Below are 18,300 nucleotides of genomic sequence, written 5' to 3'. Positions count from 1 at the left end.
GGTAGTCCAGCTGGATGCGTGATATATCGCAGATGCGACCCGAAGGGCTCGTGCATTGCACCGAGCGCTTTATCTTGGAGCCCCGCGTTCTCGCGGGGCTTTTTTTTAGATCGCCTTGGCTCTTAGAGGTCTCGCAACGCCTGCGCAGGTTTGGCACGCAGTAGCGGCATCGAAGCGCCAAGAGCGAAGGCCAGAACGACGAAGACGCCGAGGCCAAGCACAGCGAGCACTTGGCCCCAATCCGGCAACCAGTCGAATTCGAACAACTGCGTGATGACCAACCATGCAGCAAGGCTGCCGATGCCAAGCGCCACGACCGCAAGCGTTGCCGCCAAGGCGACGTATTCAATCAATTGCATAGCAATGATCTGGCGGCGATCGGCACCTAGCACCCTCAGGATGACGGTATCGTACGTCCGCGCCGCGCGCGCGGCGGCAATGGCGCCCAGCAGAACGGCAAGACCGGCGAGGACCGCGACGCTGGCGGCGGCGAGTGTGGCAAAGCCGACCTGTTCCAGGATGGTCCGCGCCTGTTCCAGCACACCGCCAACCTCGATCACCGAAGTCGAGGGTAGGGCGGCCACCAGCGATTGCAACAGCGGGCCGGTCGGCGTGCCCCGGCTGAGCTCGACGGTCGCCGCGAGATTATGCGGCGCATCCTGAAGGGCGTTGGGGCTGAGCACGAAGACGTAGTTGAAGCCCATGCTTTCCCAGTCGATGCGGCGCAGATTGGCGATGCGGGCGGTCCGCTCTACGCCGAGTACGCCAAAGGTCAGCATGTCGCCGACCTTCAGGCCGGCGGCGTCGGCAAAATCCTCGTCGACCGAAACCAGCGGCTCGCCTGCATACATTGGGCCCCACCACGTGCCTTCGGTCAACTCGTTGCCTTCCGGCAGACGATCGGCATAGGTCAGGCCGCGTTCCCCGCGCAGGGCCCACGCGCCGTCCGGAATTTCGTCCAGATCAGCGGTGCGGGTCATTGCCCCTTCGGAGCCGAATGCGAGGACGGAGCCACGCAGTGCAGGGACCGTGCGCCAGCTTGCGCCCGGATCCGCATTGCGGACCAACGTCTCGAATTCGTCGACCTGATCGCGCGGGATATCGAGCACGAAATAGTCGGGCGCACGGTCCGGCACGCGTTTGGCGATATTGCCGTCGATGGCGCTCTGAACCGCTGCCAGCAGGACAAAGGCTGAAAGTCCGAAACCGAGGGCGGTTACCAGCGCGCCGGTGGATGAGCCGGGGCGATGTAGGTTGGCGAGCGCATTGCGCGCGACCGGGTTGCGCGGGCGGGGAAGGGCGGCGGCGAGCCGGCGAATGCCAAGGCCGAGCAAGGCGAGCAGGCCGAGTATGGCGGCGGCTCCGGCCAGGAAGCTGCCCGAAAGCATGGGGTTGTCGGATGTCAGCAGGGCCAGGGCGACGATGGCGGCGAGACCCCCGCCGACCAAAACCAGTGCGCGGGGATCGCGCGCCAGCGGCGCGACGCGGGCGCGCATCAGCGCCATGGCCGGGAAATTGCGGGCGCGCAGCAAGGGCGGGGCCGCGAATACCAGCGCCACCAGCATACCATAGGTCAATGCCAACACGATCGCGCCGGGATCGATGATCACTCCGCTGGAAACGGGCAGCAGACCCTGCAACGCCGTTGCCAGAAGCGGAACGATGGCGATGCCGGCGGCAATCCCTGCAAGGCTGCCCGCCAGCGTAGCCGCGACGATTTGCAGTGCGTATATGCGCGCGATGTCATTGCTGGTGGCGCCGAGGATCTTGAGGGTGGCGATCCCCTGCCTGCGGGCGTCGAGATAGGATGTGACGCCCCCTCCGATACCGATACCGGCAATGACCAGTGCCGCGAGGCCGACAAGCGTCAGAAATTCGCTCATGCGGTCCACGAACCGGTCGGTGCCGGGTGCTGCCCGGTCCGCCGTGTCGATATCGAAGCCGGCGTCGGGGAATTGCTGCTTCAGTTCTTCGCCGACCGCCTCGGTATCGCGGCTTTGCGTGAAACGAACCCTAGTCTTGGACTGATACATCGATCCTGGCGCGATCAGCCCTGCGCGGGTGGGTAGATCCTCTGCCACGATGATCGTCGGACCCAACTGAAAACCTTCACCGAGACGATCGGGTTCATCGGCGATGATCCCGCCGATCGACAACTTCTCCGTGCCGATGTCGATAGTGTCGCCCGGCGCGACGCCCAAGCGATCGGCTGCGCCCTGCGACAGCCAGGCTTCGTCGGAACCTGGAGCGCCCACCGTACGGCCGTCCTCGAGGGTCAAATCGCCATAAAGCGGATAGGCCTTATCGACGGCCTTCAGTTCGATCGGTGCGGCCTGCTCGCCAAATCGCGCCATGGCCTGCATGCGGGTTCCGGCTGAAACATCGCCGAGCTGACCGAGTGCAGCGCGTTCTTCATCGGTGAGATCACGCTGCCAGAGTTCGATCTGCAGATCGCCGCCGAGATAGGTCCGGCCGTTGGTTTCGATCTCGCGCTCGATCGCTGCGGTCAGCGATCCGATCGCCGCCAATGCTCCCGTGCCGAGAAACAGACAAACGAGCAGAAGGCGCAAGCCGCGAAAGCGAGCGTTGAGATCGCGGCGCGCGATCCGCCAGGCAATCGCCCAGGTCACGCCGCAGTGTCGCTGGCGATGCGGCCATCACCGAGCTGCAGCACGCGCTCGCAATGCTCGGCAAGTTCGGGATCGTGCGTAATGACGAGCAATGTCGCTCCGGTTTCGGCGCGGCGGTTGAAGAGAAGTTCCACGATTTCGTGACCCGTGGCGGCATCGAGATTGCCGGTAGGCTCATCGGCGAAGATCAGGTCGGGACGCGGGGCGATTGCACGGGCGATAGCGACGCGCTGCTGTTCGCCGCCCGACAATTGCTGCGGGTAATGATCCAGCCTGTGGCCAAGGCCAACCGCTTCGAGTTCGGCTTTGGCCCGCGCTTGGGCGTCGCGTTCGCCAGCCAGTTCCATCGGGATGGCGACGTTTTCCAGCGCGGTCATGGTCGGTAACAGGTGGAACGCCTGCAACACGATGCCGATGCGCCCGCGCCGGGCATGCGCAAGAGCGTCCTCGTCCAGCGTCGCGAAATCTTCGCCCGCCACGAGCAGGGTTCCTCCGCTGGCACGCTCGAGGCCGGAAAGAACGGCCATCAGCGAGCTTTTGCCCGAGCCGGAAGGACCGAGCAGTGCGACAGTCGATCCACGCGCAATGTCGAGATCGATCCCGCGAAGGATTTCGACGGGAGCATCGCTGGAGCCGAGAGTCAGGGTGAGGTTGCGGGCGGAAATCGCTGCTTGAGAGTTCGTCACGGTACTGCGATGGCATGGAGCGGAAAACTGCACAAGGAAACTCGCCGATGCGTTTGCGGCATTTGTCGATCCTGTTCGCCGCCATGGCACTGTCCGCTTGCGGTGGTGCGCAAGATGTGGCGCCATCAACCGAAACGGAAGCGAGCCAGCAAACCCCTGCGGCCGATATCGCTGTCGAAGGGCCGGAGAGGCGCATACTGGCTTTCGGCGACAGCCTGTTCGCAGGCTATGGGCTGGAAGAGAACGAGGGCTATCCCGAACAGCTTGAAGATGCACTGCGCAAGGGCGGAATCAACGCGCGGGTGATCGATGCCGGCGTTTCGGGAGATACCAGTGCAGCCGGTCTGCAGCGGCTGGCCTTCACGCTCGATGCGCAGGAGGTCAAACCCGATCTGGTCATCCTCGAATTTGGCGGCAATGATATGCTGCGCGGTATCCAGCCTGGACAGACACGCGCCAATTTCGAGGCGATGCTGCAGGAACTGAGCCAGCGAGAGATCCCTGTCCTGCTGATGGGCATGCGGGCGCCGCCGAATTATGGGCCGGAATACCAGCAGCAGTTCGACAGCCTGTATAGCGAGCTTGCCAGCCAATACGATGCGGCTTTGATCCCGTTCTGGCTCGAGAGCATCTATGAGGACCGTAGCCTCTTCCTCGACGACCGCATCCATCCCACGGCTGATGGAATTGCGGCGCTGGTGCGCAATACCATGGGCGATGTGGAAAAGGCGCTGCCGCCCAAGCCCTAGGCGCGCGTCACTGAGCCCGCCGTTACAGCCCAGACGGCGGATTCCGTCGCTATGCTGCTGAAAGGGGCTGGCTCGGTTCCAGTCATCCAGACCTGCGCTCCACTGCTGCGCAATTGTTCGAAAAGAGCGGCGCGGCGAACGGGATCGAGATGCGCGGCCACTTCGTCCAGCAAGAGCAAACCTGCTCGCCCTTGTGCCGCCAGCCCGGCATGGGCCAGCGTCATGGCGACCAGCATCGCTTTCTGTTCACCTGTCGAGCTTTGCGCAGCGGGGACCCGCTTGGCTGCGTGGATGACTTCAAGCTCGTCGCGATGCGGGCCGAGCAGGGTGCGCTGTGCGGCGCGGTCGCGCTTGCGGTTGTCATAGAGCGCTTGCGACAGACCATCCGAATGATCGGGCGCGCTGGGGGCATAGGTAAGGGCGGGGCGAGCAAACGGCTCGGCAGGCATTTCCGCCAGCCTTACCGCCAGTGTTTCGACGAGCCGCGCGCGGCCTGCCATTAGGGCGGAGCCATGCTGAACCATTTGGGCTTCGATGGCATCGAGCCATGCGCTCTCAGGCTCTCGCAGATCGGATAACAGGCGATTGCGTTCGCGCAGGGCACCTTCGTAGCGGGCTGCATGACTGGCGTGCGCTGGTTCGAGCGCAAGCGCCAGCCGGTCCATGTAGCGGCGGCGGTCGCCGGCGGCGCCGGTGAACAAGCCATCCATGGCGGGAGTGAGCCATGTCACTGCGAGCCATTCCCCGAGGCTGGTCGCACTGCTTTCCGCCCCGTTTATCCGGACGCGGCGGCGGCCCGGGTTGGCGCTTTCCGAATATGTGGCGAGCCGTACGGCTTCACCATCCTGCAGCAGGCTGGCCCCCACGCCGAAGCCAGCATCGCTGCCATTGCGGACTATGTCGCCCATGGCAGCGCGGCGCAGGCCGCGCCCTGGGGCAAGCAGGGAAAGCGCTTCGAGAATATTGGTCTTTCCCGCACCGTTTTCGCCCACGAGCAGATTGAATTGCGCGGTATCGCCCAGTTCGGTCGAACCGTGGTTGCGAAAGTCGGTCAGGGAGATGCGATCGAGCGCCATGAGGTGAGCGTTCGATAGCGCGCCGTCGCCATGCCCGCCACTTCAAAACATATCATTTCCAACAGTTGGGGAAATTCCCCAACCTTTCGGATTGGTGAACGACGTCTGCTCTCATGGTTCAGGAAGAATTGACGGAATTCCGCTATTTTTCGAGTTTGGCACACCCGTTGCAAAGTACTTGGCATCCCGGATGGTCCGGGAAAAACGAACCAAGGATCAAGGAGCAACACAATGTCCATCTTCGAATATGCCAGCAACCGTGCACTCGCCGCCGTCTTCGCCCTGGGCGTCTCGGCAATGTTCATGGCCGCCGCCATCGTCCCCGCAAGCCCCGCCGGTCTCGTCGCCTGATCGGCCAACCGCCCACATTCTTCAGGAGGAAAACATGTTCAACTCTGACAACGGCCACAAGCTCTTCGCAGCCGCCTTTTCACTGGCCCTTTCAGCCCTCTTTTTCGCCACCGCCATCGTACCTGCATCGCCCAATGGACTTATCGCATGAGCAATCTGAAATTCCGCGAAGGGGACGATGCCGTCCGTCCAGCCAAGAGCTTCGCGCTTGATCGCACGAATGGCAAGATGATGGGGGTCTGTTCCGGCATCGCGCGCTATTTCGACATCGACGCCACCTGGGTCCGCCTCGGCTTCGTCGCAGGAACACTGCTCGGATTTGGCAGCTTCATCCTGCTTTACCTGGCGATCGCACTGATCGCAGACTGACCACGGCCCCACGCCAACCGTCCCGGCTCTCGTGCCGGCCGTGGCTCACACATAGAGAACCGGGAGGGGCCGCATGGCCCCTCTCTTGATTCTGCAGTCGTGGAATTACATCGCGGAAATGCCGCCATCGAGCTTGAGCTCGGCACCGGTCATGAAGCGGCTCTCGTCGCTGGCGAGATAGACCACGGCATTGGCGATATCGTTGGGCTCGCCCACGAATTTGAGCGGAATTTGCCGCGCCAGCTTTTCCAGCAATACAGACTTGTCGAGATTGTGATTGAGCGCCGTGCCATCGAGGATCGGCGTATCGACGAAGGTCGGGTGCACGGAATTGCAGCGGATCTGCATATTCTTCTTCGCACAGTGCAGCGCGATCGATTTGGTCAGCATCCAGACCGCGGCTTTGGACGAGTTGTAGGCGGGCATGGTGTCGCTGGCGATCAGCCCCGCAATGCTGGAAATGTTCACGATCGAGCCGGGTGCATGCTCGCGCATCAGCGGCAGCGCCTTCTGGCAACCATGAAAAATGGAATCGACATTGATCGCAAAGCAGCGCTTCCAATCGTCGAAATCGCAGGTCTCGATATTGCCGCCCACGCCGATACCGGCATTGTTCACCAGGACATTGAGACCGCCGATATTCTCGCGCGCAGCGTCCACGGCGGCTTCCCAGTCAATGGGATCGGTAACGTCGTGCCGGATCGCATGGGCGGTGCCGTCACCCAGATCCGCATTGATGAGCGAGGCGGTTTCGGCAGCGCCATCACCGTTGATATCGGTGCACAGCACCCGCGCGCCCTCTTCGGCCAGCCGGGTTGCATGGGCCCGGCCGAGTCCCTGCGCCGCGCCTGTCACCAGTGCCAGCTTGCCTGCACACCGTCCTGCCATCGTCACTCTCCTGCCAATATTCCCTGTCCCAGCAGCAAGAGCACGCGCACATCGATCCCGCAACCATCGGCGCGTTTGGCGGCGGTAAAAGCGGCAATGTCGGATAGGGCGACACGGTGAACGGTGATGTTCTCTCCGCCGACCCCGCCGCCTTCGCCGACTTTCGCCAGCTGGTTGGCGCGGACCAGAGTGAAGCTTTCGCTGACCATTCCGGGAGAGGACCAGAACGTGCCCAGATCTTCGAGCACATCGGCGCGGTAGCCCGTTTCCTCTACCAGTTCCCGCCCGGCAGCAACGAGAGGGTCTTCACCTTCGAAATCAGCCTCATCGCCGATGAGACCCGCCGGTAGCTCGATACAGGGCCGGCCAAGCGGCACCCGGTACTGCTCCACCAGAAGCACGTGGTCGTCTTCGTCGACGGCAAGGATCACCGCCGCGCGGATGTTGCGGGGACGACCCACATATTCCCATCGACCGCGCGTTTTGGCGGTGATGTATTTGCCCTGCCAGACGATCTTCTCGTCCGCATCGTGATCGGGTACGGGCATGGTCAGACTTCGATCAGTCGGTCGGGAAGCTCGTTGCGATCGTCATCGGCGCGCGGGAAATGCTCTGCCAGTACCATACCGACGTCGCGTACCCCGATGGCCAGGCTTTCCGCGATATGGCCCTGTTTGAGTTCTTCCAGCATGTCCGCCATCGCTTCGCCCCAGACTTCTGCCGGCACAATTGCGGCAATGGGCTGGTCGGCAACGATTTCGGCGCGGTGTTCGCGCATGGACAGATAGAGAAGTACGCCCGTACGGCCATGCGTGCGCTGTTCCGCGCCGACTTTGAAATGCCTGATTGCGCTGCTGTGAACGCGGGCACTCTTGACCGGGCCGGGGGTAAGGGCGAAGCGCAGCGGGTCCCAGCTCAGCAACAGCCATCCCAGCGTGAAGGAGACCAGCCCCAGGGCGATGGTCATGCTGGCGAGTTCGCCGGTCGTCCATTCGTGCATCCAGCCACCGACGAGCGAATCCCATAGATCCATGAAGGGCTGCGGGATCACCGCAAACAGGCTCATGCCCGTGAAGGCCAGCGCCACGGCCCACACCAGCACGACATCCGAATAGCCATCGCTGCGATCGGCCAGAACGGTCACGATTTCGCCGCTGGTGGTAAGTTCGGCCGCCGCGACGGCATCGGATACGATCTTGTGATCGGATTGAGAAAGATAGCCCATTACCACCCCCCGGAGGCGCCACCGCCCCCGAAACTGCCACCGCCGCCGCCAAAGCCGCCGCCGCCGAAGCCACCGCCTCCGCCGAAGCCGCCGCCTCCGCCCCAGCCGCCACCGCCGCCCCAGTCGTCATCGGTGAGACCGCGTGCGATCGCCTTGCCGGCTTCCCAGAGAATGATGTCGCGTGCGGCATTGCCCCACGGTCCCTTGCGATAACGCCGCCGCCGGCCGCGCCCGCTCAGCATGGGCAGGACGAAGAAGAAAAAGATAAAGCCTAGCCAGATCAGCGCACCGATGGGGAATCCGCCGTCGCTTTCGCGCTGTTCGCTCACCTGCTGGGCAACCTTGGCCGCTTCTTCAGGAGGCAGTTCGAGCTGTTTGATAATCTGGTCTGCACCCCAGCTAATCCCGCCGGAATAATCGCCGTCGCGGAAATATGGCTTCATCCCTTCGACATATTCGAAAGCAAGCCCGTCGGGGATGACGCCCTCCAGGCCGTAGCCGACCTCGACGCGCATTTTCTTCTCGTTCGGAGCGACGATCAGAATGATGCCATCATTACGCTCCGCATCGCCCAGGGCCCATTCGCGGCCAAGGCGATAGCCATAGTCGGAAATATCATAACCCTCGAGATCGGGGATCGTCGCGATCACGAACTGGCGCTGGTTGCGCTGCTCGAACGCGTCCAGCTTTTCGGTCAGAGCGGCTTCGGTTGCGTCATCGATGATGTTCGCAGCGTCCACCACCGGCGCCGTGCCGCGTTCGGGAAAGGTCTGGGCAGCGGCGGGCGGGGCAAAGCCCAGCGCCGCCGCCACGGGCAGGATTACTGAGAGAAGCAGGCGCATGTTTGTGCCGCTCAGTTTGCGGCGCTGCTATCCGAACGCATGTCCAGGGTTGGAGCGACTTCTGCACCCTGGGTCACGGCTTCGTAGGGAACCATGGGTTCTGCACCGTGAATGATGTTGGCGCCGATGGTATCGGGGAAGGTGCGGATCGTCGTGTTATAGGCGCGCACCGCTTCGTTATAGTCGCGAATGGCGACGCGGATCCGGTTTTCCTGACCTTCGATCTGGGTCATGAAGCGGCCGAAATTGTCCTGGCTGCGCAGTTCGGGATAAGCTTCCACATTGGCCATCAGCCGCGACAGCGCGCCGCCGAAGGTGTTCTGCGCCTGCTGATACTGGGCCATCTTGTCCGCATCGCTCAGATCGTTGCCATCGAGCTGGATTTCCGGACGGGTGGCGGATGCGCGGGCCTGTATGACCGATTCAAGCGTCGCACGCTCCTGCTCGGCCGAGCTCATCACGATCTGTTCGAGGTTGGGAACGAGATTGGCGCGTTCCTGGAAAGCGGCCTCCACATCGGCCCACTTGGCCTTTGCCGTTTCTTCAGCAGCAGGCACCGAGTTGATCCCGCAGGCCGATATCGCCAGCGCAGCGGCGGCGACGATCGAGGCACGGAAAGCGGCGAATCGGTTCATTTCAAGAATCCTTCTTAGGGAGTCGGGGGACGTACTGCTTTATCTAGATAGCACACCATGGCGCCGGTTCAAGATTAACGCCCGCTTGTGACTGCCAAACCATCATGGCAGGGAAGGCGCCAGTTTTAAGGGTTAAGGGAATCATACCGCCATGAGCTTGGGAAAAGAATTCAAGAAGTTCGTCGCGCGCGGGAATGTTGTCGATCTGGCAGTCGGTGTCGTGATCGGCGCCGCGTTCAGCGGTATCGTCACGCAGCTGACCGAAGCCATAATAATGCCGCTGATCGGCTGGATCTTCGGCGACATCGATTTTTCCAACTGGTTCTTGCAGCTGGGCGAGATACCCGAAGGCTATGAAGGCGCGCTCGACAATTACGAGCAGCTCAAGGAAGCGGGCGTGGCGATGATCGGGTACGGTGCGCTCATCACCGCCGTGATCAATTTCTTCATCGTCGCCTTTGCGCTCTTCATGCTCGTTCGCAGCGTGAACAAGATCACCGAAGACATGCAGCGCAAGGCCGCCGCGACCGAGGACAGCTCGACGAACGCAGACGTGCCGACGAATCCCGAACTCGACGTGCTGAAGAAAATCCTGGCGGAACTGCGCAAGGATGGCGGCGCGGCCTAGGGCAAGGGGCTGCATCCGAAGGGGTAGGTTCGAAGAAAGGGCGGGGCGCGACACTGCCAGGGCAAAAGGCGCGCTCCGCTCACTTCACATTAAGCTCCGCATCGCTATATAGGGGCTGTCGGCTTCGGCCGGATATGGCGATAAACTGCGCTGTGTAATAGGTACAACGGACCCGGGGGCAGTACCCGGCGGCTCCACCACAAACCGCCTTTACCGGCGGGTTATGACGGGGCCGAACTAGGATCGACGTGTGCTGAAAGGCAGTGTTTTCGCCCGGGCTGAGTAACCCGTAAAACTGTTCACAACACACAAGTGCCAACGATAACGAAGCACTCGCTCTCGCAGCGTAATCTGATGGGCTAACGCCCTGATCTTACAAAGCTAAAGCGCGGTTGGACCCACCGGGCAACAGAAGCGGATTCCGGGGCTCCGGGGGTAGCTAGCAACAGAAACCCCCACCCATTTCATCGATCGGCTTTATTCGGACGCGGGTTCACCCGGCGCTGCTCCCTGCGCTTCGCGTTCGTAGCGCAAGGCGTCGAGGATCTTCGCGCCGCCGAGGAAGACTGCGCCCGATGTCGCTGCGAAGAGCAGATAGCCGCCCACGCCGGGATATTGCAGCGTGTAATCGGCGCCGCGGGTCATTGCGCCAAGTGCCAGGGCGAAGATGATCAGATAGGCTTCGAAGCGCGTCTTGATCACGAACAGCCGTTTCACCTTCCTCAGCACGCGCGCCTCACTCCGTTTCTTAACGCCCCGCGATGCAATTCGCGTGCCAGCGGCGCGAATCTGCGGGTTCGCCTAGTTAATGCGCGAAGAAGTGTAAAAGTGCCCGACGATGTATCTACGCGCCCCAATCTGGGGCGGTGGAAATTATGCCAGTTCGTCCAGCGACAACACGGCCAGCAGGGCTTCGCGCGCTTCGATGACCTTCGCTGCGAGAGCTTCGGTTCCAATTTCATCGGGCTGAATTGTTTCCGGCCACATCTGGGCAATCACCGCCTCGATCCGTTCGGCCTTCGCCTCGTCCAGCATGAACCGCGCGTCGACCGTCGCAGGATCTGCCACTACGCGCAGCCGCAGGCAGGCCGGGCCGCCGCCATTCGCCATTGATTGGCGCACATCGACGGGGATGACGTGACGGATCGGACCGTTGGACGCGAGCATGCGTTCGCACCACGACCAGACACTGGCGCTTTCCTGGCATTCGCTGGGGACGACCAGCGCCATTTCGCCGGTGGGCAATGTCACGAGCTGCGCATTGAAGAGATAGGTGCGGATCGCCTCTTCGAGAGAAACCTGGCTTTCCGGCACTTCGACGACATGGAGGTCGGGGAAGACGGCGCGGATGGCTTCGTAGGCGTCGATCTGGTCGGCAAAGGCCTGATCGTGCGTGAAGAGGACCTTCTCGTTCGCGACGGCGACGACGTCGTTGTGAAACGCCCCGGCCTCGATGGCCGCCGGGTTCTGCTCGATGAAGACGCAGCACCGGGGCTCGAGGCCATGCAGCCGGGCGACGGCGCGGCTTGCCTGTTCGTGCTGGCGCGCGGGAAAGCGCCCGCCGGGCCGGCCATAGACGAACACCTCCACCCCGGGTGCATCATGACTGTCGCAAAACCGCATGTGATTGGCCGCACCTTCGTCGCCGAAGCTGGACGGGACCGCATCGTGTACAGCGAAATGCCGCTGATCACCGAATGCGATCTTCAGCTGCGCCTGCGTATCGCGCCATTCCTGGCCGCGGTGCAGCATGGTGACCAGATTGGCTGGCGTCAGATGGCAGCGGCCATCGCCGGTATCCGGCGCGGGACTGACGGTGGCGGCATTGGCAGTCCACATCGAACTGGCCGACCATGCAGCGGCCATGAGCGCCGGGTTGGTATCATCGCCTACCGCCAGATCGCGCAGCAGACCGAAATTGGGCCGGGGAAGGGGAAGCAAAAAGCCCTGTGCTAGCCCGCGCTCCATATTGCCGCGCATCTTCGCGATCCCCTGCAGCGCTGCCGCGCGCGGGTAGGAAGCGTTGCCCTTGTGGCTGGCGCTGGCAATATTGCCGAGACTGAGGCCGGCATAATTGTGACTGGGTCCGACGATCCCGTCGAAATTGATTTCGACCAGCTTGTTCATCGCGCCACGCTCCACACCTCGTCGCCTTCGCCGACTTCGAGTGTTTCGGCACAGATCGCGTCGATGGCGACGGATCCGTCCTCGCCTGTCTCCCGCATGCCGTAGGCGCAGCGGAACGTGCCCAGCGTGCCGGTGGCGATCAGCGCGCGCTCGCCGATGTCGAGATCGGTCGCGGAGACCCGGCCCGGAGTGGAACCGGCGATGCTTTTCACATTGTCGGTGCGTGCCGTCATGGAAGGGCCGCCATCGAAGATGTCGACATAGCCTTCCGCGGCGAAGCCTTCGTTCTCCAGCATCCGCATGGCGGCGCGGCCCGACGGGTGGGGGACGCCGATTACCTTCTTCGCTTCGTCATCCAGCATGGCGACATAGACGGGGTGCTTGGGCATCAGATCGGCAATGAACTGATTGCCGTTGATGGCATTGAAATAATCGGCTTCCTGAAAGGTCATGCCAAAGAAGCGGCCGGCCACGCCGTCCCAGAAGGGGGAGCCACCGCGATCGTCGATCACGCCGCGCAACTCAGCCAAAATGCGATTGGCGAAGCGGTGGCGGTGCATGGCGATGAACAGATAGCGGCTGCGTGCCAGCAGCAGGCCGAGCCCGCCTGCGCGTTCTCCTGGGTGGAGGAACAGACCGCCCACTTCGGACGACCCCTCAAGGTCGGTAACGAGGCTGAGGAGTTCGGCCCGCACGGTGCGATCGAGTTCCTGGCTGTGCTGGGTCAGCGTGTTGAGGCGATAGCTGTAGAACGGCCATTGCTGGCCGACCTGGCTGAAAAGCTGGCAGGTGCCGCGCACCTGCCCGGTTTCGGTATTTTCCAGCACGAGCGTAAACTGGTCGTCGCCAAGTTCGTCGGCGTCGCGCGAAAAGGCATAATCCGCCCGTTCAAGCTTCTTGGTCAGCGCTGCGCGATCGGCCGGCAGATTGGTGAAACCGCCGCCGGTCAGCTTGGCCATCTCGTAGAGGTGTTCGAGGTCGCTGATATGCGCGGCGCGCAGGCGAAAGGTCACAGATGGTCTCCGGAAGATAGCTTGGCGAGAACCAGCGCGCTAAGCGCGGCGCGTTCGCGAAGCGAAGGAACGATCATGAATTCGTCGGGCGAATGAATGGCGCCGCCGCGCACGCCCATCGTGTCCACCACGGGTACGCCGGTTGCCGCGATATTGTTGCCATCACATACGCCGCCGGTTGATTTCCAGCCGATGTCCTGTCCGAGTTCCGCGCCGCATGTTTTGACGAGATCGAACAGGCGCTGTGCCTTTTCATCGACCGGCTTGGGAGGACGGGTCACCCCGCCGTGACGGTGGATACCGACCTCATGATCGGCCTCGATGGCAGCGAGAGCCGCATCGAGCTGCCCATCGAAGCGGTTCATGGCGTCGGTCGATTTGGGGCGAATGTTGAACCGCAGGATGGCAAGGTCGGGCACGACATTGTTCGCGCTGCCGCCTTCGATCTTGGCGGGGTTGACGGTGATGTCGTCTGCCTCGAGGGCCTTGATCCGCAACACGAGATCGGATGCTGCGACGAGGGCATTGCGCCCGTCATGCGGATTGCGCCCGGCGTGGGCGGACTTGCCGGTGAAGGTTATCGAATAATTGCCCGTACCGCCGCGTGCATGGGCCAGCGTTCCATCGGGCAGGGCGCTGGGTTCATAGGTGAGCGCGGCATATTTGCCGCGGGCCAGTTCCTCGATCAGAGCGCGGCTGGCGAGGCTGCCGGTTTCCTCGTCCGAGTTGATCATCACATCGTATCCGACCCGCCGGGCGCACTCCATCGTCTCGAACGTCTTCAGCGCATGGAGGATGACATCGAGGCCGCCCTTCATATCGGCAGTGCCGGGGCCGTTGATCGTGTCATCGTCGATCCAGCTGACCTCCTGAAACGGATGATCGACGGGGAAGACGGTGTCCATGTGGCCGGTTAGCACGAAGCGCCGTTCCGCATTGGGCCGGACGCGCAACACCATATGCCGCCCGTGCGGTTTTTCGAATTCGCGCCCTTCGGCGGATATGGCGGTTACGGTCGCAGGGTCGACCAGTTCGACGTCGCCCGGCAGGACGCTGAAAGCATCGGCCAGGATGCCGGCCATGCGATCCAGCCCTTCGATATTGGCAGTGCCGGTATTGATGGCCGCCCAGTCCTGCACTTCGCGCAGCATCGTATCGGCATCGATCATGTCGAGCAGGGCTTGCGGTGCAATATCAGGTTTCATGTGCAACGTCCTTAATCCCGAGCAAGCCCGAGTCCACCCCGCGCCTTGCATTGATCAACGGCTGGCGGCATAGACCGTGCCGTTCCTCCCCGGGTCCGACATTGCCACGACTGCATCTGCCCCCGAGGAGTTTCATGACACAATACGTAACGCGCGCCGGGATCGAAGCCGACCCCAAGCTTGCCGATTTCATCGAAACCGAAGTGCTGGGCCCGCTGAGCCGCAATGTCGACGGGTTCTGGCAGGGCTTTGCCGCGCTGCTGGAGGAATTCGCGCCGCGCAACGCCGCTTTGCTTGCCAGGCGCGAGGATTTGCAGGCGCAGATCGATGCCTGGCACGGCGAGCATGCGGGCAAGCCGCACGATAGCGGCGCCTATCGCGCATTCCTGCAGGAGATCGGCTATCTCGTCCCCGAACCGGGTGATTTCACCATCGGCACGCAGAACGTCGATCCCGAGATCGCGACCATGGCGGGGCCGCAGCTGGTGGTTCCGATCCTCAATGCGCGCTTCCTGCTCAATGCCGCCAATGCGCGCTGGGGCAGCCTGTACGATGCGCTTTACGGTACCGACGTCCTGGATGCGCCGCCTGCGAAGCCGGGCGGCTACGACAAGGAGCGCGGCGCTGCGGTGATTGCCGAAGGGCGCAGGCTGCTCGACGAGATCGTGCCGCTCGCCAGCGGTGACTGGTCCGATCTCGCAGACCTCGATGCCATCGAACTCGCCGATCCGGCACAGCACATCGGCAGGACGGATCGTGGGCCGCTGTTCCGGCACAATGGGCTGCATATCGAACTGGTCGTCGACCCCGACAGCCAGGTCGGCAAGACGGACCGGCTCGGCATTGCGGATATCGTTTTCGAAGCGGCGCTGACGACGATCGCGGATTGCGAGGACTCGGTCGCGGCAGTGGATGCCGAGGACAAGCTCGTCGCCTATCGCAACTGGCTGGGCATCATGCGCGGCGACCTGTCCGAAAGTTTCGAAAAAGGCGGGCGCACCGTCACGCGCGAACTCGCCAGCGATCTGGTCTGGACCGACGACAAGGGAGCGCAGCATTCGCTGCCCGGCCGCAGCCTGATGTTCGTGCGCAATGTCGGGCATCTGATGACCAACCCGGCGATGCGCTGGGACGGGAAGGAAATCCCCGAAGGCATCATGGATGCCGTCGTCACCAGCGCGATCGGCGCGCAGGACGTGGCAAAGCTGGGCCGCCATGGCAATTCGCGGTGCGGCAGCATCTACATCGTGAAGCCCAAGATGCATGGGCCGGAAGAATGCGCTTTCACCAACGATCTGTTCGATGCGGTGGAGGATTTGCTGGGGCTTGAACGGCACACGATCAAGGTCGGCGTGATGGACGAGGAACGGCGCACATCGGCCAATCTCGCCGCCTGCATCCATGCGGTGAAGGACCGGATCGTCTTCATCAACACAGGCTTCCTCGACCGCACGGGCGACGAAATCCATACCTCAATGCGGGCGGGGCCGATGATGCGCAAGGGCGAAATGAAGAACTCCGCCTGGCTCAAGGCCTATGAGGCGCGCAATGTCGGGATCGGTCTGGCATGCGGCCTGTCGGGCAGGGCACAGATCGGCAAGGGCATGTGGGCCGCGCCCGATCTGATGGGGCAAATGATGATCGAGAAGATCGGGCATTTGCGCGCCGGGGCGAACACGGCCTGGGTGCCGAGCCCGACCGCCGCGACGCTGCACGCGATCCATTATCACCGCGAGGACGTGTTCGAGATACAGAAGGGCCTGCCCGCCGCGGCAAAGCTGGACGAGCTGCTGACCATTCCGCTGGCGGACGGCACGAACTGGTCGCAGGACGAAATCCGAGAGGAACTGGACAATAATTGCCAGGGATTGCTGGGCTATGTGGTGCGCTGGATCGATCAGGGCGTCGGCTGTTCCAAGGTCCCGGACATCAACGATGTCGGCCTGATGGAAGACCGCGCGACGCTGCGCATTTCCAGCCAGCATATCGCCAACTGGCTGCTGCACGGCGTGATTTCCGAAGAGCAGGTGATGGACAGCCTGCGCCGCATGGCCGCCAAGGTCGACGGCCAGAATGCTGGCGATCCCTTCTACCGGCCGCTGCTGGAAAACGAGGACGGTCCCGCTTTCAGCGCGGCGAAGGATCTGATCTTCAAGGGTGTCGAGCAGCCGAGCGGTTACACCGAACCGCTGCTGCATGCCTGGCGCCGGAAAGCGAAAGCGTCGGGGTAGACGCTAACGTCGGCTAACGGGGCGGACCGTATGCCGGAGCAAAGCTTCCAGCTGACGCGCTCCGGCCCGATAGGGCGCCTGTTACTGGCTGGCGCTTTCGGCCAGCTGGCGGGCGGCGAGGCGTTCGCTCTCGTGCCTTTCGCGGTCCGCTTTCACCTTGCGGGCCTGATTGGCCAAGCCGCGCCAGGTCTTTTCAGCGCGAAGGCTGCGTTCCTTGACGTTGTCGAGCGTGGCCGCTTCTGCTTCGACGGCAGCTTCGCGGGCACGGGTATCGTAGAATTCGAATGTCTGGCTCATGATAGCGCTCCGCAAAGTGTGGTCATCGGGTAGGGTGCCCCTTCCGCGTGCAGGGTCGCACGAGCACGCGGAAGAGACCTTGGCAGGTGCTTAGTCGGCAGCCGACAGATTGATCGCACTGGCCTTGCCATTACGGCCGGTTTCGACTTCGTAATTAAGGCGCTGGTCCTTATCGAGCGAGTTCATGCCAGCAGCCTGTACGGCGCTGATGTGAACGAAGCTGTCGTCCGAACCGTCGTCGGGCTGGATGAAGCCATAGCCCTTGTCGGTGTTGAAGAATTTTACGGTTCCGGTCTTGCTCATGATAGTTCCTTTCAAGAACGCATGGGGTTGCCCCGCCGCAGCATGCGGCAAGGTCGTGCTTAGAATCGTCCGATGAAAGGAAGTCGTCGTCTGGTTTGCGCCGGGGCTATCGAAAGCAAGCGGCGGTCGTCAAAATCCGAAGTCCGTCGCATAATTCGACGTCAGCAACTGCGTTGTAGCACGGGCGGGCCGGATTACCTAATTTTCAATTCCCGGGCCTGGATCGGCGGCGGGACAGGAGCAGCCGTCAGAAGCGCCGCTGCTCGCTATCCACCGTGTCGCAAGTCCCGGAAAAAGCATAATCGGAGGCCCCCCGGATCGAGATGCGTCCGCTTCTGCGGTCGATCGAAAGCCTGGGCTTGTTGAGCCCGTTGAGACGATATTGCGCCGTGATCGTGTCGCGCGTGGCGACGACCGCGTCGAGGTTCCACCAGCCATCCTGACCGCGCGAGTGGAGCGGCGGGATGAGTTTCTTGGGAAGCCGGATCCGGCCGCCCCCGTCCCACAACTGGATACTCACGGATGCATCGAAGTCTTCTGCGGCGAGTTCCGTGCGATTGCCGTAGGTATAACGCTCCTTCTTGTCGTCCCAGGTGTAGCCGTACTTCGTCGCGAGCTGCGGCCGCTGGCCTTCGCCGAAGCATATCAGGCCGAGGTTCGAAGCCGCTGCATCCGGATTGGAGGGAACTGGCATGGGGCGGACCGGTCTGTCCGGAAGAGTGGTCGGGCGAGCCTGGGCCTGGCCGCAATCCGGCGCGGGCGAGGGGGTGATTGCCTCGTAGCGACCGTTGACCGTCGATACCGTTATGCAAACCTGCGTTCGTGGGTTCCACCAATAGGTCCACACGCGATCGTCACCTGTCTGACCGCGCACGTAATCGTAGCCGCGCGCTTCCAGCTGCGTCTCCCCACCTGCTGCGCGAGCGCCGACCAGATCGGCAATGTCGGGAGGAGCCTGAGCCTGGCTGGGTTGAGCCGACACAAGCGCCGATAGCGAGACAAATGCAATTGCGAGTCGCATGCGCATCTCCTGTCACGATGACCG

Annotated in this window: 21 protein-coding genes and 1 other RNA gene; 7 read left to right on the top strand and 15 right to left on the bottom strand. The window is 62.7% G+C overall.

Translation table 11 applies throughout. The features are described 5' to 3' along the window. Positions 1-122 precede the first annotated feature (122 nt). Complete coding sequence (locus tag AC13F2_RS16015) at positions 123-2,630, bottom strand: ABC transporter permease (protein ID WP_482964861.1); 2,508 nt, start codon at positions 2,628-2,630, stop codon at positions 123-125. Then, positions 2,627-3,316 carry an ABC transporter ATP-binding protein gene (locus AC13F2_RS16010; RefSeq protein WP_482964862.1) on the bottom strand — a complete coding sequence of 230 codons (690 nt, stop codon included), beginning with the start codon at positions 3,314-3,316 and terminating at the stop codon, positions 2,627-2,629. Before AC13F2_RS16010 ends, AC13F2_RS16015 begins: the two co-directional genes overlap by 4 nt. A 47-nt stretch (positions 3,317-3,363) precedes the next feature. On the opposite strand from AC13F2_RS16010, the gene AC13F2_RS16005 reads away from it, so the two are divergent. After that, complete coding sequence (locus tag AC13F2_RS16005; RefSeq protein WP_482964863.1) at positions 3,364-4,065, top strand: arylesterase; 702 nt, start codon at positions 3,364-3,366, stop codon at positions 4,063-4,065. Here AC13F2_RS16005 and recF read toward each other — a convergent pair. Continuing rightward, positions 4,062-5,141: a DNA replication/repair protein RecF gene (recF, locus tag AC13F2_RS16000; RefSeq protein ID WP_482964864.1), complete on the bottom strand. Its 1,080-nt coding sequence runs from the start codon at positions 5,139-5,141 to the stop codon at positions 4,062-4,064. The genes AC13F2_RS16005 and recF overlap by 4 nt on opposite strands. A 231-nt stretch (positions 5,142-5,372) precedes the next feature. Here recF and AC13F2_RS15995 point away from each other — a divergent pair, with 231 nt between their 5' ends. The 3 genes from AC13F2_RS15995 to AC13F2_RS15985 are packed head-to-tail and all read left to right on the top strand — an operon-like array spanning position 5,373 to position 5,861. Beyond that, positions 5,373-5,492 carry a recombination protein F gene (locus tag AC13F2_RS15995; RefSeq protein ID WP_103024306.1) on the top strand — a complete coding sequence of 40 codons (120 nt, stop codon included), beginning with the start codon at positions 5,373-5,375 and terminating at the stop codon, positions 5,490-5,492. Positions 5,493-5,526: 34 nt separating this feature from the next. Next, positions 5,527-5,643 (top strand): recombination protein F, encoded by a 117-nt coding sequence (locus tag AC13F2_RS15990; protein WP_196845730.1) that lies wholly within the window; start codon positions 5,527-5,529, stop codon positions 5,641-5,643. Beyond that, positions 5,640-5,861: a PspC domain-containing protein gene (locus tag AC13F2_RS15985; RefSeq protein ID WP_196845731.1), complete on the top strand. Its 222-nt coding sequence runs from the start codon at positions 5,640-5,642 to the stop codon at positions 5,859-5,861. Before AC13F2_RS15990 ends, AC13F2_RS15985 begins: the two co-directional genes overlap by 4 nt. Before the next feature lie 105 nt (positions 5,862-5,966). Here AC13F2_RS15985 and AC13F2_RS15980 read toward each other — a convergent pair whose 3' ends face one another. Genes AC13F2_RS15980 through AC13F2_RS15960 form a run of 5 tightly spaced genes read right to left on the bottom strand, consistent with a single transcriptional unit; the run spans position 5,967 to position 9,451 of the window. Beyond that, entirely contained in the window at positions 5,967-6,749 is a 783-nt protein-coding gene (locus AC13F2_RS15980; protein ID WP_103024308.1) for an SDR family oxidoreductase, read from the bottom strand. Positions 6,750-6,751: 2 nt separating this feature from the next. After that, the gene (locus tag AC13F2_RS15975) at positions 6,752-7,297 is read right to left on the bottom strand and encodes an NUDIX hydrolase (RefSeq protein ID WP_482964865.1); all 546 of its coding nucleotides are present in this window, start codon (positions 7,295-7,297) and stop codon (positions 6,752-6,754) included. Positions 7,298-7,299: 2 nt separating this feature from the next. After that, positions 7,300-7,974, bottom strand: a complete 675-nt coding sequence (locus AC13F2_RS15970) for a TPM domain-containing protein (protein WP_482964866.1) — start codon at positions 7,972-7,974, stop codon at positions 7,300-7,302. After that, positions 7,974-8,816 (bottom strand): TPM domain-containing protein, encoded by an 843-nt coding sequence (locus AC13F2_RS15965; protein ID WP_482964867.1) that lies wholly within the window; start codon positions 8,814-8,816, stop codon positions 7,974-7,976. The genes AC13F2_RS15970 and AC13F2_RS15965 overlap by 1 nt, the downstream gene beginning before the upstream one ends. Positions 8,817-8,827: 11 nt before the next feature. Beyond that, positions 8,828-9,451: a LemA family protein gene (locus tag AC13F2_RS15960; RefSeq protein WP_103024312.1), complete on the bottom strand. Its 624-nt coding sequence runs from the start codon at positions 9,449-9,451 to the stop codon at positions 8,828-8,830. Between the two features lie 151 nt (positions 9,452-9,602). On the opposite strand from AC13F2_RS15960, the gene mscL reads away from it, so the two are divergent. Together mscL and ssrA are read left to right on the top strand one after the other, a co-directional pair. After that, positions 9,603-10,079 (top strand): large conductance mechanosensitive channel protein MscL, encoded by a 477-nt coding sequence (gene mscL / locus AC13F2_RS15955; RefSeq protein WP_103024313.1) that lies wholly within the window; start codon positions 9,603-9,605, stop codon positions 10,077-10,079. A gap of 79 nt (positions 10,080-10,158) precedes the next feature. Further along, positions 10,159-10,502, top strand: a transfer-messenger RNA (tmRNA) gene (ssrA, locus tag AC13F2_RS15950). 54 nt (positions 10,503-10,556) lie between these two features. Here the strand turns inward: ssrA and AC13F2_RS15945 are convergent. From AC13F2_RS15945 to AC13F2_RS15930, 4 genes are all read right to left on the bottom strand, one after another. Then, positions 10,557-10,808 carry a hypothetical protein gene (locus AC13F2_RS15945; protein WP_482964868.1) on the bottom strand — a complete coding sequence of 84 codons (252 nt, stop codon included), beginning with the start codon at positions 10,806-10,808 and terminating at the stop codon, positions 10,557-10,559. A gap of 144 nt (positions 10,809-10,952) precedes the next feature. Next, positions 10,953-12,206, bottom strand: coding sequence for an N-succinylarginine dihydrolase (locus AC13F2_RS15940; RefSeq protein ID WP_482964869.1), 1,254 nt, complete (start codon positions 12,204-12,206; stop codon positions 10,953-10,955). Then, positions 12,203-13,219: an arginine N-succinyltransferase gene (locus AC13F2_RS15935; protein ID WP_482964870.1), complete on the bottom strand. Its 1,017-nt coding sequence runs from the start codon at positions 13,217-13,219 to the stop codon at positions 12,203-12,205. Before AC13F2_RS15935 ends, AC13F2_RS15940 begins: the two co-directional genes overlap by 4 nt. Continuing rightward, on the bottom strand, positions 13,216-14,424 hold the full coding sequence (locus AC13F2_RS15930) for a hydrolase (protein ID WP_482964871.1): 1,209 nt from the start codon (positions 14,422-14,424) through the stop codon (positions 13,216-13,218). Before AC13F2_RS15930 ends, AC13F2_RS15935 begins: the two co-directional genes overlap by 4 nt. Positions 14,425-14,558: 134 nt before the next feature. Here AC13F2_RS15930 and AC13F2_RS15925 point away from each other — a divergent pair, with 134 nt between their 5' ends. Beyond that, positions 14,559-16,655: a malate synthase G gene (locus tag AC13F2_RS15925; protein WP_482964872.1), complete on the top strand. Its 2,097-nt coding sequence runs from the start codon at positions 14,559-14,561 to the stop codon at positions 16,653-16,655. Positions 16,656-16,736: 81 nt separating this feature from the next. Here the strand turns inward: AC13F2_RS15925 and AC13F2_RS15920 are convergent, their stop codons facing one another. The 3 genes from AC13F2_RS15920 to AC13F2_RS15910 all read right to left on the bottom strand — a co-directional run bounded on the left by AC13F2_RS15920 (position 16,737) and on the right by AC13F2_RS15910 (position 18,276). After that, complete coding sequence (locus AC13F2_RS15920) at positions 16,737-16,952, bottom strand: hypothetical protein (protein ID WP_196845741.1); 216 nt, start codon at positions 16,950-16,952, stop codon at positions 16,737-16,739. Between the two features lie 90 nt (positions 16,953-17,042). Next, a complete protein-coding gene (locus AC13F2_RS15915) occupies positions 17,043-17,255 on the bottom strand; it encodes a cold-shock protein (RefSeq protein WP_103024320.1) in 213 nt (70 codons plus the stop codon). Positions 17,256-17,502: 247 nt separating this feature from the next. Next, positions 17,503-18,276: a hypothetical protein gene (locus tag AC13F2_RS15910; protein ID WP_482964873.1), complete on the bottom strand. Its 774-nt coding sequence runs from the start codon at positions 18,274-18,276 to the stop codon at positions 17,503-17,505. Positions 18,277-18,300: the final 24 nt, after the last annotated feature.

The sequence above is a fragment of the Qipengyuania sp. L-5Y genome, assembly GCF_056859455.1.
This window is presented reverse-complemented; position numbering and strand designations above follow the sequence as displayed.

What these genes read in the sequence shown, in the direction of transcription:
- AC13F2_RS16005 (WP_482964863.1), top strand. Translation starts at nt 3,364, where the DNA reads ATGCGTTTGCGGCATTTGTCGATCCTGTTCGCCGCCATGGCACTGTCC.
- recF (WP_482964864.1), bottom strand. Translation starts at nt 5,141, where the DNA reads ATGGCGCTCGATCGCATCTCCCTGACCGACTTTCGCAACCACGGTTCG.
- AC13F2_RS15995 (WP_103024306.1), top strand. Translation starts at nt 5,373, where the DNA reads ATGTCCATCTTCGAATATGCCAGCAACCGTGCACTCGCCGCCGTCTTC.
- AC13F2_RS15990 (WP_196845730.1), top strand. Translation starts at nt 5,527, where the DNA reads ATGTTCAACTCTGACAACGGCCACAAGCTCTTCGCAGCCGCCTTTTCA.
- AC13F2_RS15985 (WP_196845731.1), top strand. Translation starts at nt 5,640, where the DNA reads ATGAGCAATCTGAAATTCCGCGAAGGGGACGATGCCGTCCGTCCAGCC.
- AC13F2_RS15980 (WP_103024308.1), bottom strand. Translation starts at nt 6,749, where the DNA reads ATGGCAGGACGGTGTGCAGGCAAGCTGGCACTGGTGACAGGCGCGGCG.
- AC13F2_RS15975 (WP_482964865.1), bottom strand. Translation starts at nt 7,297, where the DNA reads ATGCCCGTACCCGATCACGATGCGGACGAGAAGATCGTCTGGCAGGGC.
- AC13F2_RS15970 (WP_482964866.1), bottom strand. Translation starts at nt 7,974, where the DNA reads ATGGGCTATCTTTCTCAATCCGATCACAAGATCGTATCCGATGCCGTC.
- AC13F2_RS15965 (WP_482964867.1), bottom strand. Translation starts at nt 8,816, where the DNA reads ATGCGCCTGCTTCTCTCAGTAATCCTGCCCGTGGCGGCGGCGCTGGGC.
- AC13F2_RS15960 (WP_103024312.1), bottom strand. Translation starts at nt 9,451, where the DNA reads ATGAACCGATTCGCCGCTTTCCGTGCCTCGATCGTCGCCGCCGCTGCG.
- mscL (WP_103024313.1), top strand. Translation starts at nt 9,603, where the DNA reads ATGAGCTTGGGAAAAGAATTCAAGAAGTTCGTCGCGCGCGGGAATGTT.
- AC13F2_RS15940 (WP_482964869.1), bottom strand. Translation starts at nt 12,206, where the DNA reads ATGAACAAGCTGGTCGAAATCAATTTCGACGGGATCGTCGGACCCAGT.
- AC13F2_RS15930 (WP_482964871.1), bottom strand. Translation starts at nt 14,424, where the DNA reads ATGAAACCTGATATTGCACCGCAAGCCCTGCTCGACATGATCGATGCC.
- AC13F2_RS15925 (WP_482964872.1), top strand. Translation starts at nt 14,559, where the DNA reads ATGACACAATACGTAACGCGCGCCGGGATCGAAGCCGACCCCAAGCTT.
- AC13F2_RS15920 (WP_196845741.1), bottom strand. Translation starts at nt 16,952, where the DNA reads ATGAGCCAGACATTCGAATTCTACGATACCCGTGCCCGCGAAGCTGCC.
- AC13F2_RS15915 (WP_103024320.1), bottom strand. Translation starts at nt 17,255, where the DNA reads ATGAGCAAGACCGGAACCGTAAAATTCTTCAACACCGACAAGGGCTAT.
- AC13F2_RS15910 (WP_482964873.1), bottom strand. Translation starts at nt 18,276, where the DNA reads ATGCGACTCGCAATTGCATTTGTCTCGCTATCGGCGCTTGTGTCGGCT.